Below are 22,610 nucleotides of genomic sequence, written 5' to 3'. Positions count from 1 at the left end.
CGCTGCAGCGCATCGGACAATCAAACCGATCATCAACAATTACGAGGAGGGTGCAAGGTTATGATCAAAAAATTCGCGGGATTAGGTATAAGCATTTCGCTGGTGCTGTCGATGGCGGCTTGCGGTACGAAAGATGCGGCCTCAACGGGAGAATCTGCCTCGAACGGCAAGTCGCCGGAAGAAACCAAATTCGAGATTCGCATGATTGACTACCGTTATGGTGCAATTCCGCCGCAGAACGGCAAAGGCATCGAGATGATCAACAAGAAATTCAATGTCGATTTCAAGCCTCAATACGTGGTTCGTTCCGATTACGACGCGAAACTTAGCGCCGTGGTTGCATCGGATGAAATTCCCGACATTATCGTCACGGAAGGCCCGGATTCGAACTTCTACAAATGGGCTAAGCAAGGCGCATTTTTACCCCTTAATGACTATTTAGATAAATATCCGACGTTTAAACTTGTGCCGGAAAACGTGCGCAAAACGGTTACCGTGAACAATAATATTTATGCCATTCAGAAATATTTGCCGCAAAACTACGAGCTGAGCCCCATGATCCGGCAGGACTGGCTGGATAAATTGGGACTGGCCATGCCGACCAGCTATGACGAGTTGAAAGAGGTTGCCATCGCCTTCACGAAAAACGATCCCGACGGAAACGGAAAAGACGATACCTATGGATTAACCATGGCGCAAAACATCAATCCGTCCTATGAAATGGGAGCCTATTGGGATGCTCAAGCCTGGTATCACAAAGATGATCAAGGAAGGCTCATCCCGGGATTTATCTCCGATGTCCGCAAGGAGCATGTTCGGTTTCTGGCTGACTTGTATAAAGAGGGCGCCATAACGAAAGATTTTGCCGTCTTGAACTGGACGGAAGTAAACACGAAAGAATTTTACGGCGGAAAGGCCGGGATTTTCATCGGGACGCCCCGGGGCATGAATCCGACCTGGATGCAGGGCTTGGTCGACAGCATTCCCGACGCCAAACTTGCGCCCATTCCTCCGTTCAAAGCGCCGGATGGTTCGCAAGGGTACAGAACCTCCATGGGGTTTTACGGAACGATTATGTTAAGTTCCAAATTGGAGAGCGAACCGGAAAAGGTGGCACGGATTCTGGAAATGATTGATTACGGCCGCACGTTTTATCCGATTGAAGATCGCGTCCCGACCAATACGGAATTTGATTGGCTGAACGGCCATGAAGGACAAGGCTACACCATGGAGGATGGAAACATAAGAAGGGAACTGGATGAAAAAGGCCTTTCGCCCTACAATTATTTGCCCGACAACCGGATGTGGGCGCCGAGCGATGAAGCCAACGGATACTCCAAGGAATATACCATTCCGCTCCTGCGCGATGTAGCCGGGCAATTCGAGAAAATGCATGCCGAAACCAAGCATTACGTGAACCCGGTAAACGCCGTTTATTCGGAAACCCGGGCAGCCAAAGGATCCGAGCTCGACAAGTTTTTGTTCAATGAACAAACCAAAATGATTTTCGGCGAAAAATCGATAGATGATTGGGATGCATGGTCGATCAATGGAAGGAAAAAGGCGGGGAACAGATCATTACCGAAGTCAATGAAGCTCTTAAAGCAAACGGGATCACGCCGAAGTGGCAGTAAGCCGTTTAAATTCGCCACAACACTTCAGCAAATAAATTTTAACGAATCGGGACTCCTTGCCGAAAGTACGAATCAGAACCATGGGAGGCTGGGATCAAGTTGAAAATCTACGTTTGTGCGGACATGGAAGGGATTTCCGGCATCGTGCTGCCCTCACAGCTTCGGCAGGGGGAATCTTTCTATCAAGAAGCGCGCCTCCTGATGACGGAGGAAGTAAATGCCGTCGTGGAGGGATTGCTGGAAGCCGGAGCATCGGAGATTATTGTACGCGACATGCATGCCTCCGGGTTTAATCTAAGGATAGACCGGCTTCATCCGGGCGCTTCGTATTTTATGGGAGCCAGCAGGATCGCGGAACGGTTTCCGGGCTTGGACTCCTCCTTCAACGGCGCCATTCTTCTCGGTTATCATGCCATGGCGGGCACGAAACATGCCGTTCGGGACCATACTTTTTCCAGCACGACCTTTATGGGAATGGAATTAAACGGAGAGCCCATCGGCGAAATCGGCATAGACAGCTTGCTGTTGGGGCTGCACCGAGTTCCCGTCCTGCTCGTCACAGGCGACGACAAAACCTGTCAGGAGGCGGAAAACGTGCTGCCCGGAACGGCGACCTACCAGACAAAAAGGGCATGGGGACGACACAGCGCCTTACTGAAGCCCCCATCCCTGGTAAATACAGAAATCCGGGAAGCCGTGAGGCAGGCCTTAATCAACCAAGCTCGGTGCACGCCGCATACGAACCCGGGCCCTTATGAATTGAAGGTTCGATACATGAGCACGGATTTGGCGGATTCGATCCCCACGGATGGCATCCATCAGATCAGATTGGACGGGTCAACCATTCTATACAAGGATACCAACCTGGTGGGCCTTTTTTCGAAAGCGCTGTAAATACAATGTTCAGACGGAGGAGCACGGCATGATAAAAAAATTACGGTTTGCCATCGTCGGAGCCGGAGTGATCAGCTCGTTCCACGCGAAAGCGGCAGCGGAGAATCCGGAAGCGGAACTGGTTGCCATCTCCGACGTGGTCGAAGAGAACGCCCGGAAGCTGGCGGAGAAACACGGCATACCTTCGGTTTATGGCGATTACCGGGAAATGCTGGAGCGTAAGGACATCGATGTCATCTGCGTCTGCGTGCCCAGCGGCAAACATGCGGAGGTGGCCATTGCCGCGGCAAGAGCCGGAAAACATATTCTCTGCGAAAAACCGCTGGATATCACGGTCGAAAGGATGGACCGGATGATTCATGAAGCCAGGGCGGAACGGGTCAAGCTGGGCGTTATCTACCAGCGGAGAACGTTCCCGGCTGCCATTGCCGCCCGAAAGGCCGTTCAAGAAAACAAGCTTGGCAAGCTCGTGCTCGGGGATGCGTATTTGAAATATTACCGGAGCCAGGAATATTACGACAGTGCCGGCTGGAGAGGAACATGGGAGCTCGATGGCGGCGGGGCTCTAATGAATCAAGGGGTGCATGGCATTGATCTGATCCAATGGATCGTCGGGGATGTCGAATCCGTATTTGCCCGTTCCGCAGCGCTTGTCCGGAATATTGAAGTCGAAGACACGGCCGTGGCCGTCGTGAAATACGTCAATGGAGCCTATGGGGTCATCCAAGGAACGACATCCGTCTGGCCGGGACAAGAAACCCGCTTTGAAATCCACGGGGAGAAAGGGAGCATCGTTTTCGCGGATAGCGGAATAAAACAGTGGGCGTTTATGGACGGCGAGCCATCCGTTCCGGACGTGGAAGGAACCGCATCCGCCAGCAGCGATGCAGCGAACATTTCGGCGGACGGCCATTATATTCTGATGAATGACATGATCCAAGCGATCAAAGAAGATCGCGATCCCATGATAACAGGCGAGGAAGCCAGCAAGGCCGTTAAATTAATACTCGCCATTTACGAGTCGGCAAGGACGGGTCGGGAAGTCAAACTATAATCTGCGCAAGGGGGATGCGGATGTCTCCGTTTCGGCTTGGAATCCTAACGGACGAAGTATCTCAAAGCCTTGAGGAAGCCATTGGGTTTGCTCTTCGGCATGGAATGAAGACGCTGGAGCTCCGGTCGATCGAAGGGCAAACGATTCAAACGTGGAGCGACGAACAGGTGGAGTCGATTAGAGCGCTTATCACGCAAAACCATCTGTCCGTGTGCGCGTTATCCACGCCCATTTTCAAATGTCGCCTAAGTCAACCGGAGGAGGTGCGGGAGCACCTATCCATTCTCCAACGCTCGATTGAAATTGCCAAGAAGCTAGGAGCGCCGATCATACGCGGTTTCAGCTTTTGGGCCGAAGAAACTTTCGAAAAGGCGCTTCCGTCCATTGTTGAGCAAATCCGCGGAATCGCACCTATGCTTGAAAAAGAGAACAGAATATTCGCATTGGAATTTGATCCCGGCGTTTACGCCAGCAATGCCGGGAAGGTACGAATCATACTGGATGCGGTCCAATCGCCTAACGTGATGGCCCTGTATGATCCGGGCAATGATGTATGGGACCCTGACGGGGAAATTCCTTATCCGGACGGTTATGAGTATTTAAAGGGAAAAATATGCCATATCCATTTGAAAGATGCGGTAAGAACGCCGGACGGCGTCAAAGGCGTCGCCATCGGAAAAGGTGAAGTCGATTATCGGGGTTTGCTGCGCAGGCTCATGATGGACCAATATGAAGGGTATCTGGTTGTGGAAACGCATTACCGATTGCAGGCGGAATTATCCGAAGCGCAGTTGAAGCGTCCGGCGGGCTATGCTTTCTCTGAAGGCGGATGGGCCGCTTCCGAGGAATGCGTAGAAAGCCTAAAGCGGCTTATCCATGAAACGGCTTCAAACGCTTAAGAAGAGTCGAATACCTTAAGCAGGCTATGAAACTCAAGTCAAAAGGCCCCGAATCCGGGGCCTCTGCCTTTTGGAACAACATCATCATTTTCTATCTTGCGTAAAACTCCACTTCCGGGTACGCTTCGTCCGGTCCGTTCAGCAGCGTGCTCTCGATTCCTTTCAGATGTTTGTTGAAGAAATCCAGGACATATCGGTTCACGATCTGCGCTCCCCGTTGTCCGTCGATTTTTCCGGTCATCCCCATCCAACTGACGAATTTCGGGAACAGCTGCAAGTCGGTGAAATTGTAATGACCGGCTCCTTTAAGCAGAAGCAAGTCCCCTTTTTTCCGGGAAACCTCATCCATAATCGACAGTTCTTCCGATATATTTTTTAATAATTGCCGGTCTGCATCCGGTTGCTTCTTATATTGTTCAATCGCGTCCATAAAGTCCGCCACCCTCATGAACAGAAAGGGTTTGTCCATCTGTTTCCGGTCCTTCAGCTCATACAGCGAGCCGTCCATATTGATTCCGGCCAGGACTTTATCGTTCAAATAGGCTGCATTAAAAGCCGTCGCGCCGCCGAACGAGTGTCCCATGGCTCCGATATGCCGCATATCGAGCGTTCCTTCCAGCCCGCTGGATACATCGCCGGAATTCATCCGCTCCAACTGCTCGATCACAAACCCCACATCCTCGGTCCATACCTTGCCGATTCTGCTTGCATCCTCATAAAAGGCGTTCTCGTCGATCTCGGTTTTGAACCCCGTGGTTCTGCCGTCCGGAAAGATAGTAACCATCGTGCTGTAGGTATGGTCTATCACTGCCACGACGTAACCGTGGCTGGCCAGATTTTCGGCTTGGGCGGTATGGTACCACGTTCCCGTCCCCATGCCGTGACTGATAATCACGACAGGATACGGAGCCGTCCCGCGCAGTACTTTTGCCTCTTTATAGCCGTTGGCCCCGATATATTTAAAGTAGTCCAAGAAAAATGTTGGAACTCCCAGTCCTCCGGAGTATGCTTCCATCAACTTGTCAAAGGCTTTACCGTCTTCCGGAAACAGCGTGGCCTGCTTCAGTTTCTTATCGGCCTCGGCCGGATACCACACGCGGACCATAAGCTCTCTGCGGTCGCCGGGATCATCCGTGAAAGTCTCTTCTCTGTCAGGATCTACGAGATGAAAGTCCTTGACGCCAACCTGATATTTCCCCGAAGGTTCGGGCAGACGAAAGACCGGTACAACGACGGATAACAAAACCGAAGCGGCCAAAAAGACCATCCCGGCAGTGTAAAGGCTGTACCTCAGCCATTTCCTTGGTTTTGCCGCATTCGGCGCGGCGGTCCTTAAACTTCGGACCGCACACCATATGAGGAGCATCACGGCGATGCCGTAGATGAATGCCATCTGCCAACGATATCCCTCCGCAAACAGTTGGGCCACTAACAAGCCGAGGACCATCGTGCCCAGGACCGCGGTCGTTCCGGTTTTGGATGCCGGTTTCCTGAAGAAAACCAAATAATTCAGCAGAATTAGACAGGCTCCCGCCAAGAGCATTTCAAATATTCTCATACGTTCCTCCCCCTGATCCATCGTCCATGTAAAAGATATATACGGACCATGTAACCATAATAGAGGTTGAAGGTTAAAAGAAGGCTGCAATTTTGTTTAAAAATGGTTTAAAAAAAAACAAAGTATTTCACATCCCTTCGTCCAAGGAAAGATACGCCGAAGGCTCCCCGTAACAAATTCCCCTAAAGGTTCCAGCCCGATCAAGGTGAAAAAAAACACATGCTGTGGTACAATACTAAAATTGCAGTGCACGAAAGCCTTAGGGAGGTTTAAGGGACACCATGCTGATTATTGGTATCGCCGGCGGCACCGGCTCCGGAAAAACGACGGTGGCCCGGTCCGTCATCGATCGACTCGGACCAGGCAAAGTGACTTTCATATCTCAGGATAATTACTATAAGGACAACCCCCATCTCACGTTCGCCGAGCGCGAGAAGATCAACTACGACCATCCTTTTGCCTTTGACAATGAGCTCCTCGTCGAGCATCTCGGGCTTCTGAGGCAGGGCAATCCTGCCTATGCTCCGGTATACGATTTCACGGTCCACGCCCGCTCCCGGGAAGAAACGCTGGAGTTGAAACCGAACCACATCGCCATCATCGAAGGGCTTCACGTGCTGTCCGACGAAAATCTCCGGAAGCTGCTGGACATTAAGGTGTTTGTCGATACGGATCCCGATGTGCGGATTCTCCGCCGCGTCGTTCGGGACATCGAGGAACGCGGGAGATCGATCCAGTCGATTCACGAGCAATATTTAAACACCGTAAAGCCGATGCACGAAGCATTTATCGAGCCCTCCAAAAAGTACGCGGACATCATCATCCCGGAAGGCGGCCAGAACGAGGTCGGCATCCAACTGCTGTCGATCCTGACCGAAAAATACCTGACCGGCGAACGGTCCTGGGGAAGCTGACCTTTAAAGACCGATCTCTAGCTTCATTTGAAATACCCGCATAACAAGCTGCCCGGCCGAACGGCCAGGCAGCTTTTTTTCGTGGTTTGGCTGTTTTTGCGTTGCGCATCCGTTGACGATATTCATCCCTTTATTCCTCTTCCCGCCGGCGCTCCTCTCATGTCCCCTTGCCCGTTTCTTCTGCTTATACTGATGCGTTGTTTTATGAGTCGTATCACTTCCTGAGCGCTCTGTATGGCTTCTTCAAGCGAAAAGATGAGACGATCGGTAACCGTAATGATATCGTCGCTCTCTGCCGGACTGTCCAATACCTTCTTCACGTTCAATTCCTTTGATTGCCCTAAAGTATTCATTAATCGGAGAATCGCGCTGATCGAATAATGCGCAGCCCTTAAGGCTCGGATGATTTTCATTTTGTTTAAATCCTTGTCCGTGTAGAAACGGTAGCCGTTGGGCAGCCGGGAGACGGCGATCAAACCGTTGCGCTCCCAGTTCCTCACGACTTCCGGCGAAAGATCCAGGATCGAAGCGGCCTTTTTTCGCGTATAGGTCTGTCCGGACAAGGACTCCTTCCCCTCCAGCCACGCCTCTACAAGCGCGATCGCCTCCAGGGCCCTTAAGTATTCGCGTTCCAGATGGGCCAGATAATCCTGAGCCCTCTCAAGCGCCTGATCGAAATTTTCTTTCCCGCTGGCTTCAACAACGGACCGTGCTTTATCCCGGATGCGACCTTGTATGATTTCACAGCGAAAGGAGGCTCTGGCTACCTGAAGCTGAAACAAATGAAGGTCGGAATACACGCGATATCCGTTATTCGCGCGGGGGACCGGCGAGATATAACCCCATTCCTCATAAATTCGGACGGTATTCGGATGCACGTTCACCATTTTTGCTATTTCGGTTGTTCTGTACATCCGCGCACCTCCTTATCTCCATTTAAAAAATTTGACTGCTCCGCCCAGACCAAGCACAACGCAAAGAATAAGCACTGTAGCACTGAAAAAAAGATGATCTGCGGGTTCCCCGATGGAAACCTGTTTCAGGATGTGGATTCCGTGCGAAAGCGGAAGGATGTCCATGAATGCCTGAACAAAACGCGGCATGATTTCATAGGGAATCGTCGCACCCGAGAACAGCAGCATCGTAAAATAGGCAACCGAGCTCCACAAATTTGCGGCCTTTTGATCAGGCACCACGCTTCCAATGAACAGCCCAATACTGTACATGGCGAATACGACAAATGCATAGGCCAGCAAAAAAACGGCCCATGAACCTCTCATCCGGTAATCAAACAAAAAATGGTACGCCGCCGTTACTCCTATGAAGGACACGATTGCCGAAGAAAGTTGAATCGCGACCTGAGCAAATAATAACTGCAGAGGGGACACGGGAGTGACCTGGAATCTTTTCAAAATCCCCCGGTGGCGGTAGTCCGCAAGGGTAAGCGGCACACCCATCACGCCTGTTGCGAGCACCCCGATGGTAATAACGGCGGAGTAGGAAATTTCAAACATGGATGCACCATGAACGGATCCATCTTTACTCATAACATAACCAAACACGATCGCCAAAACAATCGGAAATAAAATACCGAATATAAGAATGTCCAGCCCTCTCCAAACCAGCTTTCCTTCTATTTTCAACAAAGTCCAAAATAAATTCATGCCCAATCCTCCTCGCCCGAAAAATGCAAATATGCATCCTCCATCGTTGACATCCCGCTGAGATGAATGATTTCCTGGACCGTGCCCGTTGCGACGGTTGATCCGTTCTTCAGAATCAACAGCCGATCGCAGAGCGCCTCAACCTCATCCATGTAATGCGAAGTCAGCACGATAGAAAGCCCGTTTTCTTTCATGATCAACAGCTGTTTCCACAGCATTTTGCGGGCCTTTGTATCCAGACCTGTGGTTAACTCGTCCAAAAAAACAAGCTCCGGATTCGGCAAAAGGGCGAGAAGTACGGCAAGTCGCTGCCTCTCTCCGCCGGAGAGCGATTTGACCGGCTGTTTTTTCTTATCCTGCAAGCCAAACGCCATCAAAAGCGGTTCTAGTTTTTGCGTTTCTTTATATAGCGCTCGCCACTGAAGACACGCTTCTTGTACGGTTAAACGATCTTGGAAATGGGTCTCTTGAAATTGAACTCCGACTTTTTCAAACACTTCCTTTCGTTCGGTTATCGGGGATTTCATAAGCAAAGAGAGCTCGGCAAACTCGCTTTTTTCAATGCCTAAAATGGCTGCGATACTGGAGGATTTGCCGGCGCCGTTGGCCCCAAGCAAGCCGAATGCCTCGCCTTTTCGCACACGAAAGCTCAAATCCTGGACGGCGACTTTTTCCCCATAACGCACACTTAAGTTTTTGACGGTTAATACCATAGATTCATCTGCCTCCTTTCAATCAGATTCACACTATATCAAATGAAGTGCAGGTTGGTGTAATACTGGAGGGTTAACAGCTTCATGAACAATCATAACCGCAAAAAAAGAAGACCGGATCGCCTTTAAGGCAATCTGGTCTTCTTTTCGCTTCGCCAATGATATCCGGGCTCTAAGGCTCCAGCGATACGCCGTGCAGCTGCATGATGCCGTTCGGATGGCGCCAATAACCCTTCACTTTATCGCTGACGCCTTCCAAGTATTCCTGGTGGTGAATATACAGCATCGGAGCGAGCTCAACAAGCTTTTCCTGGGCTTTCTTGTAAATGGCCTTGCGTTTCTCCGGATCGCTTTCCTTGCGCCCTTCATCCAGCAGCTTGTCGAGCTCCGGATCCTTCGTAAACGTACGGTTCCCGGGCTCGCCGGCGTTGGCGGAATGGAACAACAGGTACAATCCGTAATCCGAATCGGCCGTTACCGTGGACCAGCCAAGAATAAACATATCATGCTTGCCCTCGGCCGTCTGGGCCAAGTAAGCACCCCACTCCAACACTTCGATCTTCACGTCCACATTCAGTTCTTTCAGCTTCGATTGCACGTATTCCGCAATTTTGATGCGCTCAGGGTTGTCGTTCGTCCAGATCGTGGTGGAGAAGCCTTTTTCCAGCCCGGCCTCCTTCATCAGTTCCTTCGCCTTATCCAGATTGTTTTCGATCGGCTTGACGGAAGCGTCATAACCGAACACGTCAGGCGCCAGCGGGCCGACGGCAGGAATGCCGGTTCCTTCATAGACCCCCGAAATCACTTCATCCTTGTTGATGGCCATGGATAACGCCTGACGCACGCGAACGTCGTTGAACGGCTTCTTCTCCATGTTAAAGCCGATATAAGACAAGCTAAGGGAGGCTTGACGGTTTAAGTATGTACCGTCGAGACCTTCCACGCGGCTGATGCTGCTCGGCGATACCGGCTCTACGATATGGGCGTAGCCCGTCTCCAGCTCGGCAATCCGCGTGCCGTCCTCACTGACGACCTTAAAGGTGACGCTGTCGATTTTCGCTTTATCTCCCCAGTGGTCATCATTTTTGACCAGTTTCACTTCCTGTCCCGGATTCCAGTTGTCCAGCTTGAACGTCCCGGATCCTGCCGGGTTTTGGGCCAGATAGGCGCCAGCCTTCTCGCCGGCTTTTACTTTCTCGTAATCCTTTTTAATGCCTTCGGGGCTCACGATGCTCACCCCAGGATGAGCCAGATGCGCAAGCAGCGGAGAGAAGGGATAGGCTGTGACGATCTGCACCGTAAACTCGTCAATCACCTTAACCTCTTTGACCATGTCTACCAGGGAAGCACGCGGAGAGGCCACCTTCGGATCCAGCAGCCGGTCGATATTCGCCTTGACCGCCTCGGCATTAAAAGCCGACCCGTCCGTAAACTTCACGCCCTGACGGAGCTTAAACTCCCAAGTTACGTCATCCACCGCCTTCCAGCTCTCGGCAAGCCCCGGCTGAACGACCAGGTCCTTGTCATGCATGACGAGCGTGTTATAGATATGGGAGGTCACGATGCTGGTTTGCTGGTCGGTCGACATATGCGGGTCCATGGAGGGAGGATCCGACAGCCAGGCCACCACGAGATCCTTGGCGCCGCCCTCCGCAGGTTTATCTTGATCTTTGTCCTTGTTCCCGGGCTCCGGCGCGGCCGGATTGCCGTTGTTTGTTTCCGGCGGCTTCTCCTCCGCGCTGTTTCCTCCTCCGCCGCACGCCGTCACAAACAACATCATCAGGATAACCAGCAGCGGAATGAATCCCCTCAACCTTTTGCTTCCCGCCATACTATGCACTCCCCTTCTCAACTAAAATTTTAAAAAATATTTTCTTAGTATTTAACATATATTTGAGTAATCCATATTTATACTAGAATTCTCAATATTTGACCGTCGGATAATTAATGGAGAAAGGGTGGTTCTAGATGAACAATGCAACGGCAGCTTCGGAAACCGCAATACCCGGGCAAAGCCGGACTGTGAGGGGGAGATGGAGGAGATTTTACAAAAACCTTCACAAAAACAAATCAGCGCTCATCGGAGGTTACTTCCTAATCTTTGTGGTATTGGCCGCCATCGTCGGACCTTTCCTGACGCAGCACGATCCCACGATCGTAGACTATTCCTCCAAGCTGCTGAAGCCTTCGGCCGACCATTGGTTCGGAACGGACCATAACGGGCGGGATATTTTCACCCGGATTGTCCACGGCATGCGGCTCACGCTGTCGGTCGGCTTTATCTCCGTTATTCTCGGGGCGGCCTTCGGGATCATCCTCGGCGTTATCTCCGGGTATTACGGCGGAAAATGGGATTCCGTCATCATGCGTATAACGGATATCATGCTTGCTTTTCCGGGTCTTCTGCTGGCACTCGCCATTGTAAGCGTTCTCGGAAAAAGCCTGTTCAACGTCATCATCGCGGTCAGCATCTTCTCCATCCCGACGTTTGCCAGGATCGTGCGGGGATCGACGCTGGCGGTCCGAAAGCTGGAGTATATTGATGCCATGCGCTCCCTCGGAGCAAGCGACAGCCGGATTATTTTCAAGCACATCCTACCGAATATCACATCCCCCATCATTGTCCAGGCTACCCTCCGCATCGCGATTGCCATCCTGACGGCCAGCGGACTTTCCTTCCTCGGGCTCGGCGCACAGCCGCCGACACCGGAATGGGGCGCAATGCTGAACGACGGGCGCAACTATATTACGCAGCATCCCCATGTCGCCCTCTTCCCCGGCCTTTCCATCGTCCTGGTGGTGGTTGCGTTCAATCTGCTGGGCGACGGACTCAGGGACGTGCTTGATCCGAAGACCAAAAAATAAGAAGAAAGGAGCCGGCCCATGCTTATTTACACCGTCCGAAGATTGATCCAGACCGTGCCGGTCATCATCGGCGTCACGATTATCGTCTTCCTGCTGATGCATCTCATCCCCGGGGATGCGGCCCAGGTTATTGTCGGGGAAGGCGCTCCCAAGGAAAAAGTGGAGCAAATTCGGGAAAGTCTCGGTTTGAATGATCCCTTACCCGTCCAGTACTGGAATTACGTCAGCAAGCTTATCCAAGGCGACCTCGGGGATTCGATCCGCAGCAGCCGTCCCATCGCCGACGAAATTTTCACCAGCCGCTTCTGGATTACCGTGGAGCTTGCTCTTTACAGTACCATGCTGGCCGTTTTTCTCGGCCTGACCGCCGGAATCATTTCCGCGGTGAAAAGGAACTCGCCGGCCGACTTCGGGGTCATGCTGATCGCCTTGTTCGGGCTTTCCATGCCCAACTTTTGGCTCGGGCTCATGCTCATTCAATATTTTGCCGTTGATCTGGGGTGGTTTCGTCCGTCCGGCTGGGGTGCCTGGTCGCAAAACGTCCTTCCGGTCATAACGCTGGGAACGGGAGGCGCGGCCATTATCGCCCGGATGACCCGCTCCAGCATGCTGGAGGTGATCGGTCAGGATTACATCCGAACGGCCCAGGCCAAAGGCGTCCGGGAACGGGTCATCATATACAGACATGCCCTGAAAAACGCGATGATCCCGGTCATTACCGTCATCGGGCTCGAATTCGGGGGTCTCTTGGGCGGAGCGGTGCTGACGGAAAGCGTTTTTGCCGTCAACGGCATCGGCCGGTATGTGGTCGATTCGATTCGGGGCAGGGATTTTCCGGTGGTCCAGGCAGCCATCCTGATCATCTCCCTGACGTTCGTGCTCGTGAATCTGCTGGTGGACATCTCCTATAAATATTTCAATAAGCGGATCGATTTCGAATGATTCTATAACGCATGAAAGGAGCGAGGAAGGATGGAACCCATATATCCGGTGCTGGAGATCAAAAACTTGCAGACCTCATTTTTTACGGAACTCGGGGAGGTCAAAGCCGTAGACGGCGTGAGCCTTGCCGTTCGCAAAGGCAAAACCCTTGGCATCGTTGGCGAGTCGGGCTCGGGAAAAAGCATTCTGTCGCTGTCCATCCTGCGTCTGATCTCAAACCCGGGCCGTATCATCGGCGGGGAGATCCAGTATAACGGCGATAACCTGCTAAAAAAATCCGGCCGGGAGATGCGGAATATCCGGGGCAACCAGATATCCATGATATTTCAGGAGCCGATGACCTCGCTGAATCCCGTCTTTACCGTCGGCGATCAGATTGCGGAAGCTTATCGGATTCACGAAAATATGGGCAGGCGCCAGGCGATGGGCAAAGCCGTTGAGATGCTGCGTCTCGTCGGCATCCCCTCCCCCGAAAAGAGGGCAAGGCAGTATCCCTTCCAGCTATCCGGAGGAATGCGGCAGCGGGTCATGATTGCCATGGCTCTTGCCTGCAATCCCGATCTGCTGATAGCCGATGAACCGACAACGGCGCTGGACGTAACGATTCAGGCCCAGATTTTGGAGCTCATTCAGGAGCTTCAGCAAAGGCTGCATATGTCCGTCATCTTTATTACGCATGATCTCGGCATTGTAGCGGAGACGTGCGACGACGTGGCCGTCATGTACTGCGGAAAAGTGATGGAATACACCGATGTCAAAACGCTGTTCAAGGAGCCCAAGCATCCTTATACGGTCGGGCTAATGAACTCGCTCCCGCGTCATGACGTCGATCAGGAAGAACTGTTGGCCATTAAAGGCTCGGTTCCGAGTCCCTATGAAGCGATGACCGGATGCCGGTTTGCGCCGCGCTGCCCCCATGTGCGGGATGTATGCCGCGAAATGGAGCCGGAACTAAACGAGTTGGGCGGCCATCAGGTGCGCTGCTGGATGTATACCGAACGATGGGAGACGAAACCGGAGGCGGAGGTGAACATATGAGCAAGGAACTACTGACCGTAAATCGGCTTAAGCAGTATTTTCCGATCAAGGGCGGCATCTTTGGACAAACCGTCAATTACGTCAAAGCCGTCGACGACATTTCCTTCACCGTCTACGAGGGCGAAACGGTCAGCCTGGTCGGCGAGTCGGGCTGCGGCAAATCCACGACCGGACGCGCGGTTTTGCGCCTGGAGGAGCCGACCTCGGGCGAGATCATTTTTGACGGAACGAACCTGCTATCACTGACCAAAAGGCAAATGACCCGGAAGCGCAAGTACCTGCAAATGATTTTTCAGGACCCCTACGCCTCCCTTAACCCGCGAAAAACTGCGGTTCAGGTGCTGGAGGAAGCCATGGAAATCCAGAATACCGTGCCGAAGAATCGGCGCAGGACGAGGGCGATCGAGCTGCTGGAAACGGTCGGCCTAGCTGCCCATCAGGCCGACCGTTATCCGCACGAATTCAGCGGAGGGCAGCGGCAGCGGATCGGCATCGCCCGAGCGCTGTCCGTCAATCCGAAGCTGATCATCAGCGACGAAGCCGTATCCGCCCTGGACGTTTCGATCCAGGCCCAAGTCCTGAATCTGATGAAATCCTTGCAGCGGGAATTCAAGCTCACCTATCTGTTCATCTCCCACGATCTCGGCGTCGTACGCCATATTTCCGACAGGATCATCGTCATGTACTTGGGGACCATCGTGGAGATCGCCGACAAAAAAACGTTGTTTCAGCAGCCGCTGCACCCTTATACGCGGGCCCTGCTGTCCGCGATTCCGACCCTTGACCCGGACCGGAAAGCCGAACGCATTCTTCTGAAGGGGGACGTCCCTTCCCCGATCGACCCGCCGTCCGGCTGCCGGTTTCATACCCGCTGCATGTATGCGAAGGACCGCTGCAGGACAGAAGTGCCCGAGCTTCGTCCGGCGAAAGACCAGGGCGGACACATGGCCGCATGCCATTATATGGAGGCGATTAGGGAGGGAACGTTGGAGGCAGAGCCTTAGGGTTCAGGGAAGCACGAAGCCTTGGACCTGGGCCCTTTGTGGCTCGGGAACTCTGGAAGCGGCGGAGGATGAGCATTATTCGGCCTTTGCCGCTCTAACGGACACGACAGACGCTTAGACCTCGAAAAATCGCCAATTGGGCAGGTTAACGGACATATGGGACCCTTACAGCAGCAAACTCAGCCCAAGAGGGTTACAAGAACACCGCTAACGGAACGTATGTCCGCCAGAATAGCTTGCCCCGACTAAAAAGCATTTTAACGGACCTCATGTCCGTTAGGGTCACGAACCTTCAAGCCAACAAATCGGTCTTTACCGAACTGTCCATTTCTGTACGATAGATAAAGCAAAAACCGCCTCTTGAAAGGCGGTTTTACTTTGTTTTGATAAGAAAAACGTCCAATACTTTTTCAGAAGACAGACCGCGTTTAACGGAAGTTTTTTTTGCGAGATAAGGATAGCTAACCTCTGATGTTTATACTTTCTTATCTCTTAAAAAAAACCTCTATCGCTTTTAATCATACCGACGAAATCCATGCTCAAACCATCTATGCCACCTTTATCGGCGCTCGGGAGCATGTTTTTCCGGCGATACATAGACAGCAGCATGCCTACAGCCGCATAATCAAAAATTTGCGGCGTACCCCCATACCCGATAAACGGCAGTTCGATGCTAATTATGGGAACGAAACCGAAGGCCATCAGGATTGGCCATAACAACCTGAAACCGAACAGAACGAGGAGGCTGCTGGTTAATGTTTTGGCGTATGGATCGGTAAGCGAAAGCTTCATCTGCCCGATCCGCAGCAGAAACATCAGAACAAGCAGCACTACGACGATTCCCGCTCCCCAGCCGAAGCAATAAATCAGATAGAGAAACAAAGACTCGCTCTGCAGATAAGGCAGGGTTTTTATGGTTGAAGCAAACCCGTGTCCGCTCCATCCCGCCGAAGAAATCGCCTTCTCTATCTGATTCCAATGATAGGCTTCAGGACCGGAAGGGTTCAGGAAGGTTCCTAGCCTCTGAAGGACGTAGCCTCCCCGGAACAGCATGAAGCTAAGGGCAGAAAGCACCGTGATCGGTAAAGAGATCATATAAAATAACTTTTTCCTTTTAGAAGAAGCCCATGTCAGGACCAGAAAACCCGTCAGATACATCATTCCCTGAACCGGCGATCCGCCAAGGCTAAACAGCAGGGCAGGCACAGCGCATCTGTACATTGTTTTGAATACGAAATCTATGATCCCATATTGAGATTCTTGTTTCAGACCCGCAAGGGAAATAAGCAGCAGCAGCAGGGACAAATCCACGACATTGACCATAATGAATCCCAAATCCAGGTATCCTTGTCTGCCATTGATCTGTGAACCCGCCAACAAGGTATATGTCATAAGGGCCAGAACACCAAAAAACATGATCCTGGAATACTTCTTCAATTTCCGGTAATCCAGGAAATAACAAATGGCCAGAGCAGCAAGACCCAGCCCGGTTAGCACGGCTTTCGTCGTGAACAACGTAAAATATATAGGCAACGATTCTGAAGCCTCTACATTCAGCATGCCGAATAGACCCGCCATGACCATAAAAGCCAGAATAACAAGCATCTTCCAATCCAGTCGCGGTTTATGGGCCTGATGCAGACTTTTCCCAATCGCCTCCGGCGATCCCATCTGCTTAACCGCCTCCGTTATGGCGTCATCCTCCGCATACCCCTCCAGTTGAAGACTTGCCGCACGATCCGCGATATGGCCGCCGAACTCTTCCCGTATGTCGGGATGAATCTCCCTTGACCGAACATGCCGGCATACTCTATCCAAAAACTCACGGACTGTCTTTTCATCCTCCAGACGCCGCATTACCTTCCCTCCCCGATAACGGTGTCCACAGCCGTCCGGAAAAGTCTCCACTCGTTGGTCTTCTCTTTCAACTGCTGACGTCCTTTGTCCGTGATCCGATAATATTTGCGTTTGCGTCCATCGTGCTGGCTCCAATACGCCTCCAGCCAGCCTTCACCCTCCAGCGTGTGCAAGATCGGATACAGCGTTCCTTCTTTCATCATAAAGACGCCGTCCGAACGCCGTTCAATTTCCTTAATCAGCTCATACCCGTACATTTCTTTCCGGCTAAGTACCGTCAGCAATAAAATTACCGTACTACCTTTCAACAGTTCTTTATTAATCGGCAAATTTCCCTCACCTCAATGCATAGGATTACTATGTATAGATAATCTATGCATTAGTATAGCTTCATAATTACTACTATACAAGTCCCGGAATATAATTTAATACTTTATTTTAAACCTGTGCACAATCATGTGGATATCTTGTGGGCAAATTGTGCACATTCCACGTATTTTATCCACAGATTTGTGGACATCCTTTAAAATTCCGGGGAAAACCCCTGATATCCGTGTATAAAATGTGGATTCACTTATAAGGATCACCTCATTGAATGTGTACATATTGTGGATATCTCGTAAATCCCTTGCGGGAACTAAAGGGAGAGGGAACGTTCATCTATCAATTGGCCAATTTCATGTATTCATCGGGTTTAATCCCTTCATATCGCGCAAAAGCCCGCTTGAACGAATACACGTTTTCGTAGCCGACCTGAAGGGCGATGTCGTCGATTTTGCGGACGTTTTCCCTGAGCAATCCCTTGGCCATCTCCATGCGCAGGCGGCACAGGTAATCATAAAAGTTAATGCCCGTGACTTCCTTGAAAATTTTGGATACTCCGGAAACCGAGATTTGAAACATTTCCGCCATCTGCTTCAGCGAGATATCCGTACTCGTGTAATTCTCGTTTACATATTGCAGGAGCCGGCTTCCGACTTCCATGGTCGAGGAGGAGTTGGAATATTGTTTTCTTTCGCATATCAAGGTTCCGACTTCAAACACATAGCTCCACATGTCGTCAGAATCGGCGGCGGTCACCCTGTTGTCGAACTGTTTGGCGTAAATGCCCGTATCCAGATTCAGCTCCTTCAGCACTCTCAGCAGCGTTTCCATCAATAACGAGATCAGCTTGATCGTACTTCCTTCGGAAAGATGACGTTTCCCGTTCTCCATGTGGATTTCATGCAAAATCTGCATCGACGTGTCCAGGTTTCCGACTTTCAGATTATTGATCAACTGAACCTCCCAATCGGTTGGGTAGTAATAATCAACGCCGTTTTGAATCGTATCTTCCGGCAGCTGGGCGAGTTGTCCTTGTGAAAATAAGATATACTGCATTTTCTCATGCGCCGCATAATACGATTTGCTGATGCCGACAATTCCCTGCTCTACCGTGCCGTACAGAACATTCGGCTGAAATCCGCAAGCTTTTTCGATCGCCGCCGACAACTCGGCCGCAATCCGTTCCATCGCCCCATCTTCCCCTAGCCCTTTCCCGGAAGACAGAATCAAGGCGTTGTCCGCGCTGGTTACCTCAAACAGCTCATAATCCAGCTGATGCCGCTTCATCAACTCCTCAACCACCAGCATGGTCACCATTTCCATTCTTCGCAGTCGATCCATGTCGGATAGATCCGGCAGCGCATGAAAACTGATCAGCATGGTGCAGTAATACATGTCGTCAGTATATGGAATCCCGAATTTGCCAAGCCTGTTTAAATGCTGTTCATCCGGAAAATATCCTTTCAGCAGGCGCAGGAGCATATTCGATCTCGCTGCGCTTTCATAATCCTGCATCGATTGCTGAAGCTTTTGGTTTTCATGAAGCAAACGGTCGAACGACTTCTCGATATAGCTGTATTCCGAACCGGATACAGTGCCCGTCCTGGCCTCTTCGTCCTGAAGCATGCCCGAAAGCTTGTTTAGCAGGGCCCGTAGAGGACGGTAAGTCACCTTAGCCAACAAGAACGCGCAGGCCATGCCGAAGGCAAGCAGCAGGACGAAAATGAGCAAAGGGCCCACTAAATGGCGGATCCACAACCAACCGGGATCCAAATAGGACACCTCGTATCTCCACTTGCTGACCTGGGACGGCATCGAGATCGTGTACATCTTTTCTTCGAGTCCCTCCGCGCGGTCTTGTTGTTGGGTTTGCTGGTGAATAACCGAGTTCTCGGCGGAAATGACGAGATCCTTAAACTCGGCACCGCCGAAGCGCTGCACATAATTCGAAAAGTAAGCGCTATCAATAAAAAGAATCAAAACGGCACGCGGATGGTTTACGACCTCCAGGCTCTGGATCACCGGAATGACGGACTTCCCCGTCCCCCATAACTTCACCTCTGCCGGCTGCAGGATTCGAAAGTAGTCCGGGCTTAACAGCGAATGCTCCAACGCCTGTCGGGTTAAGGGGTCAAAAACCGCAACGCTGCTGAAAAAATCGCCAGTAGAATAGGTTCCCCACGATGACAGAATTCGCCCCTTCTCGGGAAAAACAACCATGCCGAACGAAAGGACGCCTAGCGAATTGATATCTTGGCTTAGATCGTTCCGGATTTCCAGCATCCGCAGCAAATCGAACTCTTGGTCGTATACATTGGCATTTTGCATCATTTTGATCACCCAGGTTTTGCCGCCGATTTCTTTGCCTAAATTCTTCAGTTCATTAAGCTTGTTATCCACGCTATCGGCAATCCGCTTGGCATCCGCCGCGTGCTTTTGGAATTGCTGCCGCTGCTCCTCCCTGATGTTTTGATATACGCTCAGGACGCTATAAACGATAATCGGGATGATCAGTATGGCGGTATAGGAAAAAAAGATTTTTCGATACGCACTGTTTCCGAAGCTCCTTGTCTTCAATGATGATATCCCCCTTCGGAATAAAATGTGGAAAAATGGCAGATCACCCAAGAGCGTGGATTCTGCCATTTCCTCCAGTTTATTATGACTCAGGCTACTTGATGCTATGGTATCTGTCAAGAAGCTGCTGATCGATTTCAATCAACTCGTCGAGCCCTAGCTTTTTCAGTTCGGCCATATACTGATCCCAGTCATCGAGCGATTTTTGACCCAGTGCCAGCTTGGTTGCAAGTTCGGCCGAATACGTGGACAGGTTCGTCAAGATTTTGGTCTTGGCCTCCAATTGCTTATCGTCCGGAATAGCCAGGTAATTATTGTTCATATTGACGAAATACGGCTTATATTTCAAAATCTCAAGCTCGTTATCCGCTTTGTGCTTTGGAACGCTGGCAAGCTCGAACTCCAGGTTGGCAAATTGAACCCGCGGAAATACCGTATCGCCGAACAGAGGGTTGCCCGTTACCAATCCGCTCTTGGACTGCTCTTCTGCGGTTCCGGTATCGATAAATACCTTCGCGCCGTTTTCGTCCTTCTTGTACGTTTTGCCTTCGATCCCCCAGTACAGAAGATCCGCGTATTTCTCCGAATAAATCATGTCAAAAAATTTAATGGCTGCTTCAACGTCTTTGCAGTCCTTGGTGATGGCATATTTCTGCCAGACGAGGAACGGAGGCTCGACTTGCGCGGCCGGTTCGATGCCTTCCACTGCCTTGAGCGGCATGAGTGGAAGATACTCGCCGCCCCCTTTAATCAAGGGCTCGTTGTACGTCGCGAGGTTGTAGTCATGAAGCGACGCCACCTGGTTTTCGGTAATTTTTTGCGTTTTTTGCTCCCCTTTGGCACCGATCAGGCTCGTGTCCAAGATTCCTTCCTCAACCAATTCCTGCATAAAGCGGAAGTAGTCCTTGATGCCGTCCTGATACCACGGAGACACCACCTTCTTGTTCTCCACGTCTACGGCGGTGATTTCCGAACCGAGGCCGAACCATTGGGCGATGGAACCCGAGAAATAAGCAGGGTCGTAGGCAAGCACTTCATCCTTCTTGCCGTTGCCGTTCGCATCGCTGTCCCGGAATTTCTTCAGCGTATCCAGGTATTCCTGGGCCGTGGTCGGAACCGGAAGATTCAGCTTTTCGAGCCAGTCTTTGCGGATCAGCATGGTCAGGGAGACCGGTGCCGGATCTTTTCTCTGATAATCCTTTTTATGAAGGTTGCTGAACCAGTACATCTTGCCGTCGGGGGAAGTTGTCGTTTTTCTTGCATAAGGGAATTCGGTATCGTACATTTTTTTGATGTTCCCGTTGCTGTATTTCTCGATCAGCGGATTAAGGTCCTGAATCACGCCCTGTTTTGCCAGGTTCAGCACGGTCGTATTATCAAGCTTCGAAATATTGACGATATCCGGGAGGTTTGCGCCGGAAGCCATTCTCGTTTTGATCACCACGTCATATTGCTCGGCCGGGACGAATTCGTATTCCAGCTCCAGTCCGGCTTCGTCCAGCATCTTGTCGACTTCTGTCCAAACCGGATATTTGTCTCTTTCCTCGAATTTAATGTGCTGATTGGTTGAGGCAGGACCGAGCAGCTTAAGCTTGCCGGTTTTTTCGGATGTACCCGGATCATTTCCCTCCCCGGTCTTGGTATCGCCGCCGCAGGCCGTCATGGAACCGACGAGCAGGGCGGCAGCCATGGCGGCTGCCAACGTTTTTTTCCACTTTTTCATGAACTGATATCCCCCTTTGATCATGGTTTTCAAGCTCTATTCTTTTAACGAGCCAAGAAGCGTCCCCTTGATGAAATATTTCTGGAAAAACGGATACGTGAAAATAACCGGCAGCGTCGTAAACACGATGATGGCATACTTCAGCTGAATGCTGGAAAGCATGTTCGCCACGGCATTCCGCGCATCATCGAATGAAAGCGTCTTCAAATCCACGGATTGTTGGACAACGACACGATACAAATACATCTGCAGCGGATGAAGCTTCTCATTCGGCAGGTAAACCAGGGCGTCAAACCAGCTGTTCCAGATCCCGACGATCGAATAGATCGCGATCACGGCAAGGATCGGCTTGGAGATCGGCAGAATGACCTTAAACAACAGCTGCCAATGGGAAGCACCGTCAATGAACGCCGATTCCTTCAGCCCTTCCGGAATCGTCGTAAAATAAGTGCGAACGAGAATGATGTTCCAAATGCTCACCATCCCCGGAATGATGACGGCAAGCATGGTATTATACATCCCGAGCTTGTTGATGAGCAAGTACATCGGGATCAGGCCGCCCCCGAAATACATCGGAATCAGCAGGAAGGTAACGATCCATTTTCGCCCCTTCAAATTTTTCACGGTGAGCGGATAGGCGCCAAGGACGGCCATCAGACAGTTCAGCAAGGCCCCGGCCGTGACGTAAATTAACGTGTTGGAGTAGGCCCACCACATTTTGGCGTCCTTGACGATCAGTTCATAGGAGCCGAGGAAGAAGCCTTTCGGAAACCAGTACACATTCATCGCTGCCACTTCCTGGGGGGAACTGATGGACATGATGATGACGTAATAAAACGGATAAAGCGTAATCAGGCAAATGAGAAGCGCAATCGTATACAGGATGATATCGACTACTACGGAGCCCTGCCTAATCTTGTTCGGGTTTCTCTTGAACGAGGTGATCATGG

20 protein-coding genes are annotated in these 22,610 nt (G+C 51.3%); 9 read left to right on the top strand and 11 right to left on the bottom strand.

Annotation, left to right across the window (positions count from 1 at the left end):
• The first annotated feature begins 60 nt into the window (after positions 1-60).
• Genes XI25_RS03945 through XI25_RS03930 form a run of 4 tightly spaced genes read left to right on the top strand, consistent with a single transcriptional unit; the run spans position 61 to position 4,481 of the window.
• Positions 61-1,737: an extracellular solute-binding protein gene (locus XI25_RS03945; RefSeq protein WP_235439642.1), complete on the top strand. Its 1,677-nt coding sequence runs from the start codon at positions 61-63 to the stop codon at positions 1,735-1,737.
• Positions 1,734-2,528, top strand: a complete 795-nt coding sequence (locus XI25_RS03940; protein WP_046677466.1) for a M55 family metallopeptidase — start codon at positions 1,734-1,736, stop codon at positions 2,526-2,528. Before XI25_RS03945 ends, XI25_RS03940 begins: the two co-directional genes overlap by 4 nt.
• 28 nt (positions 2,529-2,556) lie before the next feature.
• Entirely contained in the window at positions 2,557-3,582 is a 1,026-nt protein-coding gene (locus XI25_RS03935; protein WP_052759440.1) for a Gfo/Idh/MocA family protein, read from the top strand.
• 20 nt (positions 3,583-3,602) lie between these two features.
• Positions 3,603-4,481: a sugar phosphate isomerase/epimerase family protein gene (locus tag XI25_RS03930; protein WP_046677465.1), complete on the top strand. Its 879-nt coding sequence runs from the start codon at positions 3,603-3,605 to the stop codon at positions 4,479-4,481.
• A 91-nt stretch (positions 4,482-4,572) separates the two neighbouring features.
• On the opposite strand, the gene XI25_RS03925 is transcribed toward XI25_RS03930, so the two are convergent.
• Positions 4,573-6,039, bottom strand: a complete 1,467-nt coding sequence (locus tag XI25_RS03925) for an alpha/beta hydrolase family protein (RefSeq protein WP_046677464.1) — start codon at positions 6,037-6,039, stop codon at positions 4,573-4,575.
• 281 nt (positions 6,040-6,320) lie between these two features.
• Between XI25_RS03925 and udk the strand changes: the two genes are divergently transcribed.
• The gene (udk, locus tag XI25_RS03920; RefSeq protein ID WP_046677463.1) at positions 6,321-6,953 is read left to right on the top strand and encodes a uridine kinase; all 633 of its coding nucleotides are present in this window, start codon (positions 6,321-6,323) and stop codon (positions 6,951-6,953) included.
• Positions 6,954-6,956: 3 nt separating this feature from the next.
• On the opposite strand, the gene XI25_RS35665 is transcribed toward udk, so the two are convergent.
• The 5 genes from XI25_RS35665 to XI25_RS03900 all read right to left on the bottom strand — a co-directional run bounded on the left by XI25_RS35665 (position 6,957) and on the right by XI25_RS03900 (position 11,110).
• Positions 6,957-7,079 carry a hypothetical protein gene (locus XI25_RS35665; protein ID WP_268794460.1) on the bottom strand — a complete coding sequence of 41 codons (123 nt, stop codon included), beginning with the start codon at positions 7,077-7,079 and terminating at the stop codon, positions 6,957-6,959.
• The gene (locus XI25_RS03915; RefSeq protein ID WP_046677462.1) at positions 7,076-7,867 is read right to left on the bottom strand and encodes a MerR family transcriptional regulator; all 792 of its coding nucleotides are present in this window, start codon (positions 7,865-7,867) and stop codon (positions 7,076-7,078) included. The genes XI25_RS35665 and XI25_RS03915 overlap by 4 nt, the downstream gene beginning before the upstream one ends.
• A gap of 12 nt (positions 7,868-7,879) precedes the next feature.
• A complete protein-coding gene (locus XI25_RS03910) occupies positions 7,880-8,617 on the bottom strand; it encodes an ABC transporter permease (protein ID WP_046677461.1) in 738 nt (245 codons plus the stop codon).
• Positions 8,614-9,330: an ABC transporter ATP-binding protein gene (locus XI25_RS03905; protein ID WP_046677460.1), complete on the bottom strand. Its 717-nt coding sequence runs from the start codon at positions 9,328-9,330 to the stop codon at positions 8,614-8,616. Before XI25_RS03905 ends, XI25_RS03910 begins: the two co-directional genes overlap by 4 nt.
• A gap of 172 nt (positions 9,331-9,502) precedes the next feature.
• Positions 9,503-11,110 carry a glutathione ABC transporter substrate-binding protein gene (locus tag XI25_RS03900; protein ID WP_442950356.1) on the bottom strand — a complete coding sequence of 536 codons (1,608 nt, stop codon included), beginning with the start codon at positions 11,108-11,110 and terminating at the stop codon, positions 9,503-9,505.
• A 188-nt stretch (positions 11,111-11,298) separates the two neighbouring features.
• Between XI25_RS03900 and nikC the strand changes: the two genes are divergently transcribed.
• Genes nikC through XI25_RS03880 form a run of 4 tightly spaced genes read left to right on the top strand, consistent with a single transcriptional unit; the run spans position 11,299 to position 15,179 of the window.
• Positions 11,299-12,195, top strand: a complete 897-nt coding sequence (gene nikC, locus XI25_RS03895; protein ID WP_046677458.1) for a nickel transporter permease — start codon at positions 11,299-11,301, stop codon at positions 12,193-12,195.
• A gap of 18 nt (positions 12,196-12,213) precedes the next feature.
• Entirely contained in the window at positions 12,214-13,137 is a 924-nt protein-coding gene (locus XI25_RS03890) for an ABC transporter permease (protein WP_046677457.1), read from the top strand.
• A 30-nt stretch (positions 13,138-13,167) separates the two neighbouring features.
• Entirely contained in the window at positions 13,168-14,175 is a 1,008-nt protein-coding gene (locus XI25_RS03885; protein ID WP_046677456.1) for an ABC transporter ATP-binding protein, read from the top strand.
• A complete protein-coding gene (locus tag XI25_RS03880) occupies positions 14,172-15,179 on the top strand; it encodes an ABC transporter ATP-binding protein (RefSeq protein ID WP_046677455.1) in 1,008 nt (335 codons plus the stop codon). Before XI25_RS03885 ends, XI25_RS03880 begins: the two co-directional genes overlap by 4 nt.
• Before the next feature lie 492 nt (positions 15,180-15,671).
• Here XI25_RS03880 and XI25_RS03875 read toward each other — a convergent pair whose 3' ends face one another.
• The 5 genes from XI25_RS03875 to XI25_RS03855 all read right to left on the bottom strand — a co-directional run bounded on the left by XI25_RS03875 (position 15,672) and on the right by XI25_RS03855 (position 22,608).
• On the bottom strand, positions 15,672-17,036 hold the full coding sequence (locus XI25_RS03875) for an FtsW/RodA/SpoVE family cell cycle protein (protein ID WP_046677454.1): 1,365 nt from the start codon (positions 17,034-17,036) through the stop codon (positions 15,672-15,674).
• A complete protein-coding gene (locus XI25_RS03870) occupies positions 17,036-17,365 on the bottom strand; it encodes a PadR family transcriptional regulator (RefSeq protein WP_046677453.1) in 330 nt (109 codons plus the stop codon). The genes XI25_RS03875 and XI25_RS03870 overlap by 1 nt, the downstream gene beginning before the upstream one ends.
• Before the next feature lie 334 nt (positions 17,366-17,699).
• Positions 17,700-19,937 (bottom strand): helix-turn-helix domain-containing protein, encoded by a 2,238-nt coding sequence (locus tag XI25_RS03865; RefSeq protein WP_046677452.1) that lies wholly within the window; start codon positions 19,935-19,937, stop codon positions 17,700-17,702.
• A gap of 94 nt (positions 19,938-20,031) precedes the next feature.
• The gene (locus tag XI25_RS03860) at positions 20,032-21,660 is read right to left on the bottom strand and encodes an extracellular solute-binding protein (RefSeq protein ID WP_046677451.1); all 1,629 of its coding nucleotides are present in this window, start codon (positions 21,658-21,660) and stop codon (positions 20,032-20,034) included.
• Positions 21,661-21,696: 36 nt separating this feature from the next.
• Positions 21,697-22,608: a carbohydrate ABC transporter permease gene (locus XI25_RS03855; RefSeq protein WP_046677450.1), complete on the bottom strand. Its 912-nt coding sequence runs from the start codon at positions 22,606-22,608 to the stop codon at positions 21,697-21,699.
• Positions 22,609-22,610: the final 2 nt, after the last annotated feature.

Origin of the sequence: Paenibacillus sp. DMB20 (assembly GCF_000987955.1) — a bacterium.
Lineage (GTDB): Bacteria > Bacillota > Bacilli > Paenibacillales > Paenibacillaceae > Paenibacillus_AQ.
Note: the sequence above shows the minus strand (reverse complement) of the source record. Positions and strands in the feature narration are given on the sequence as shown.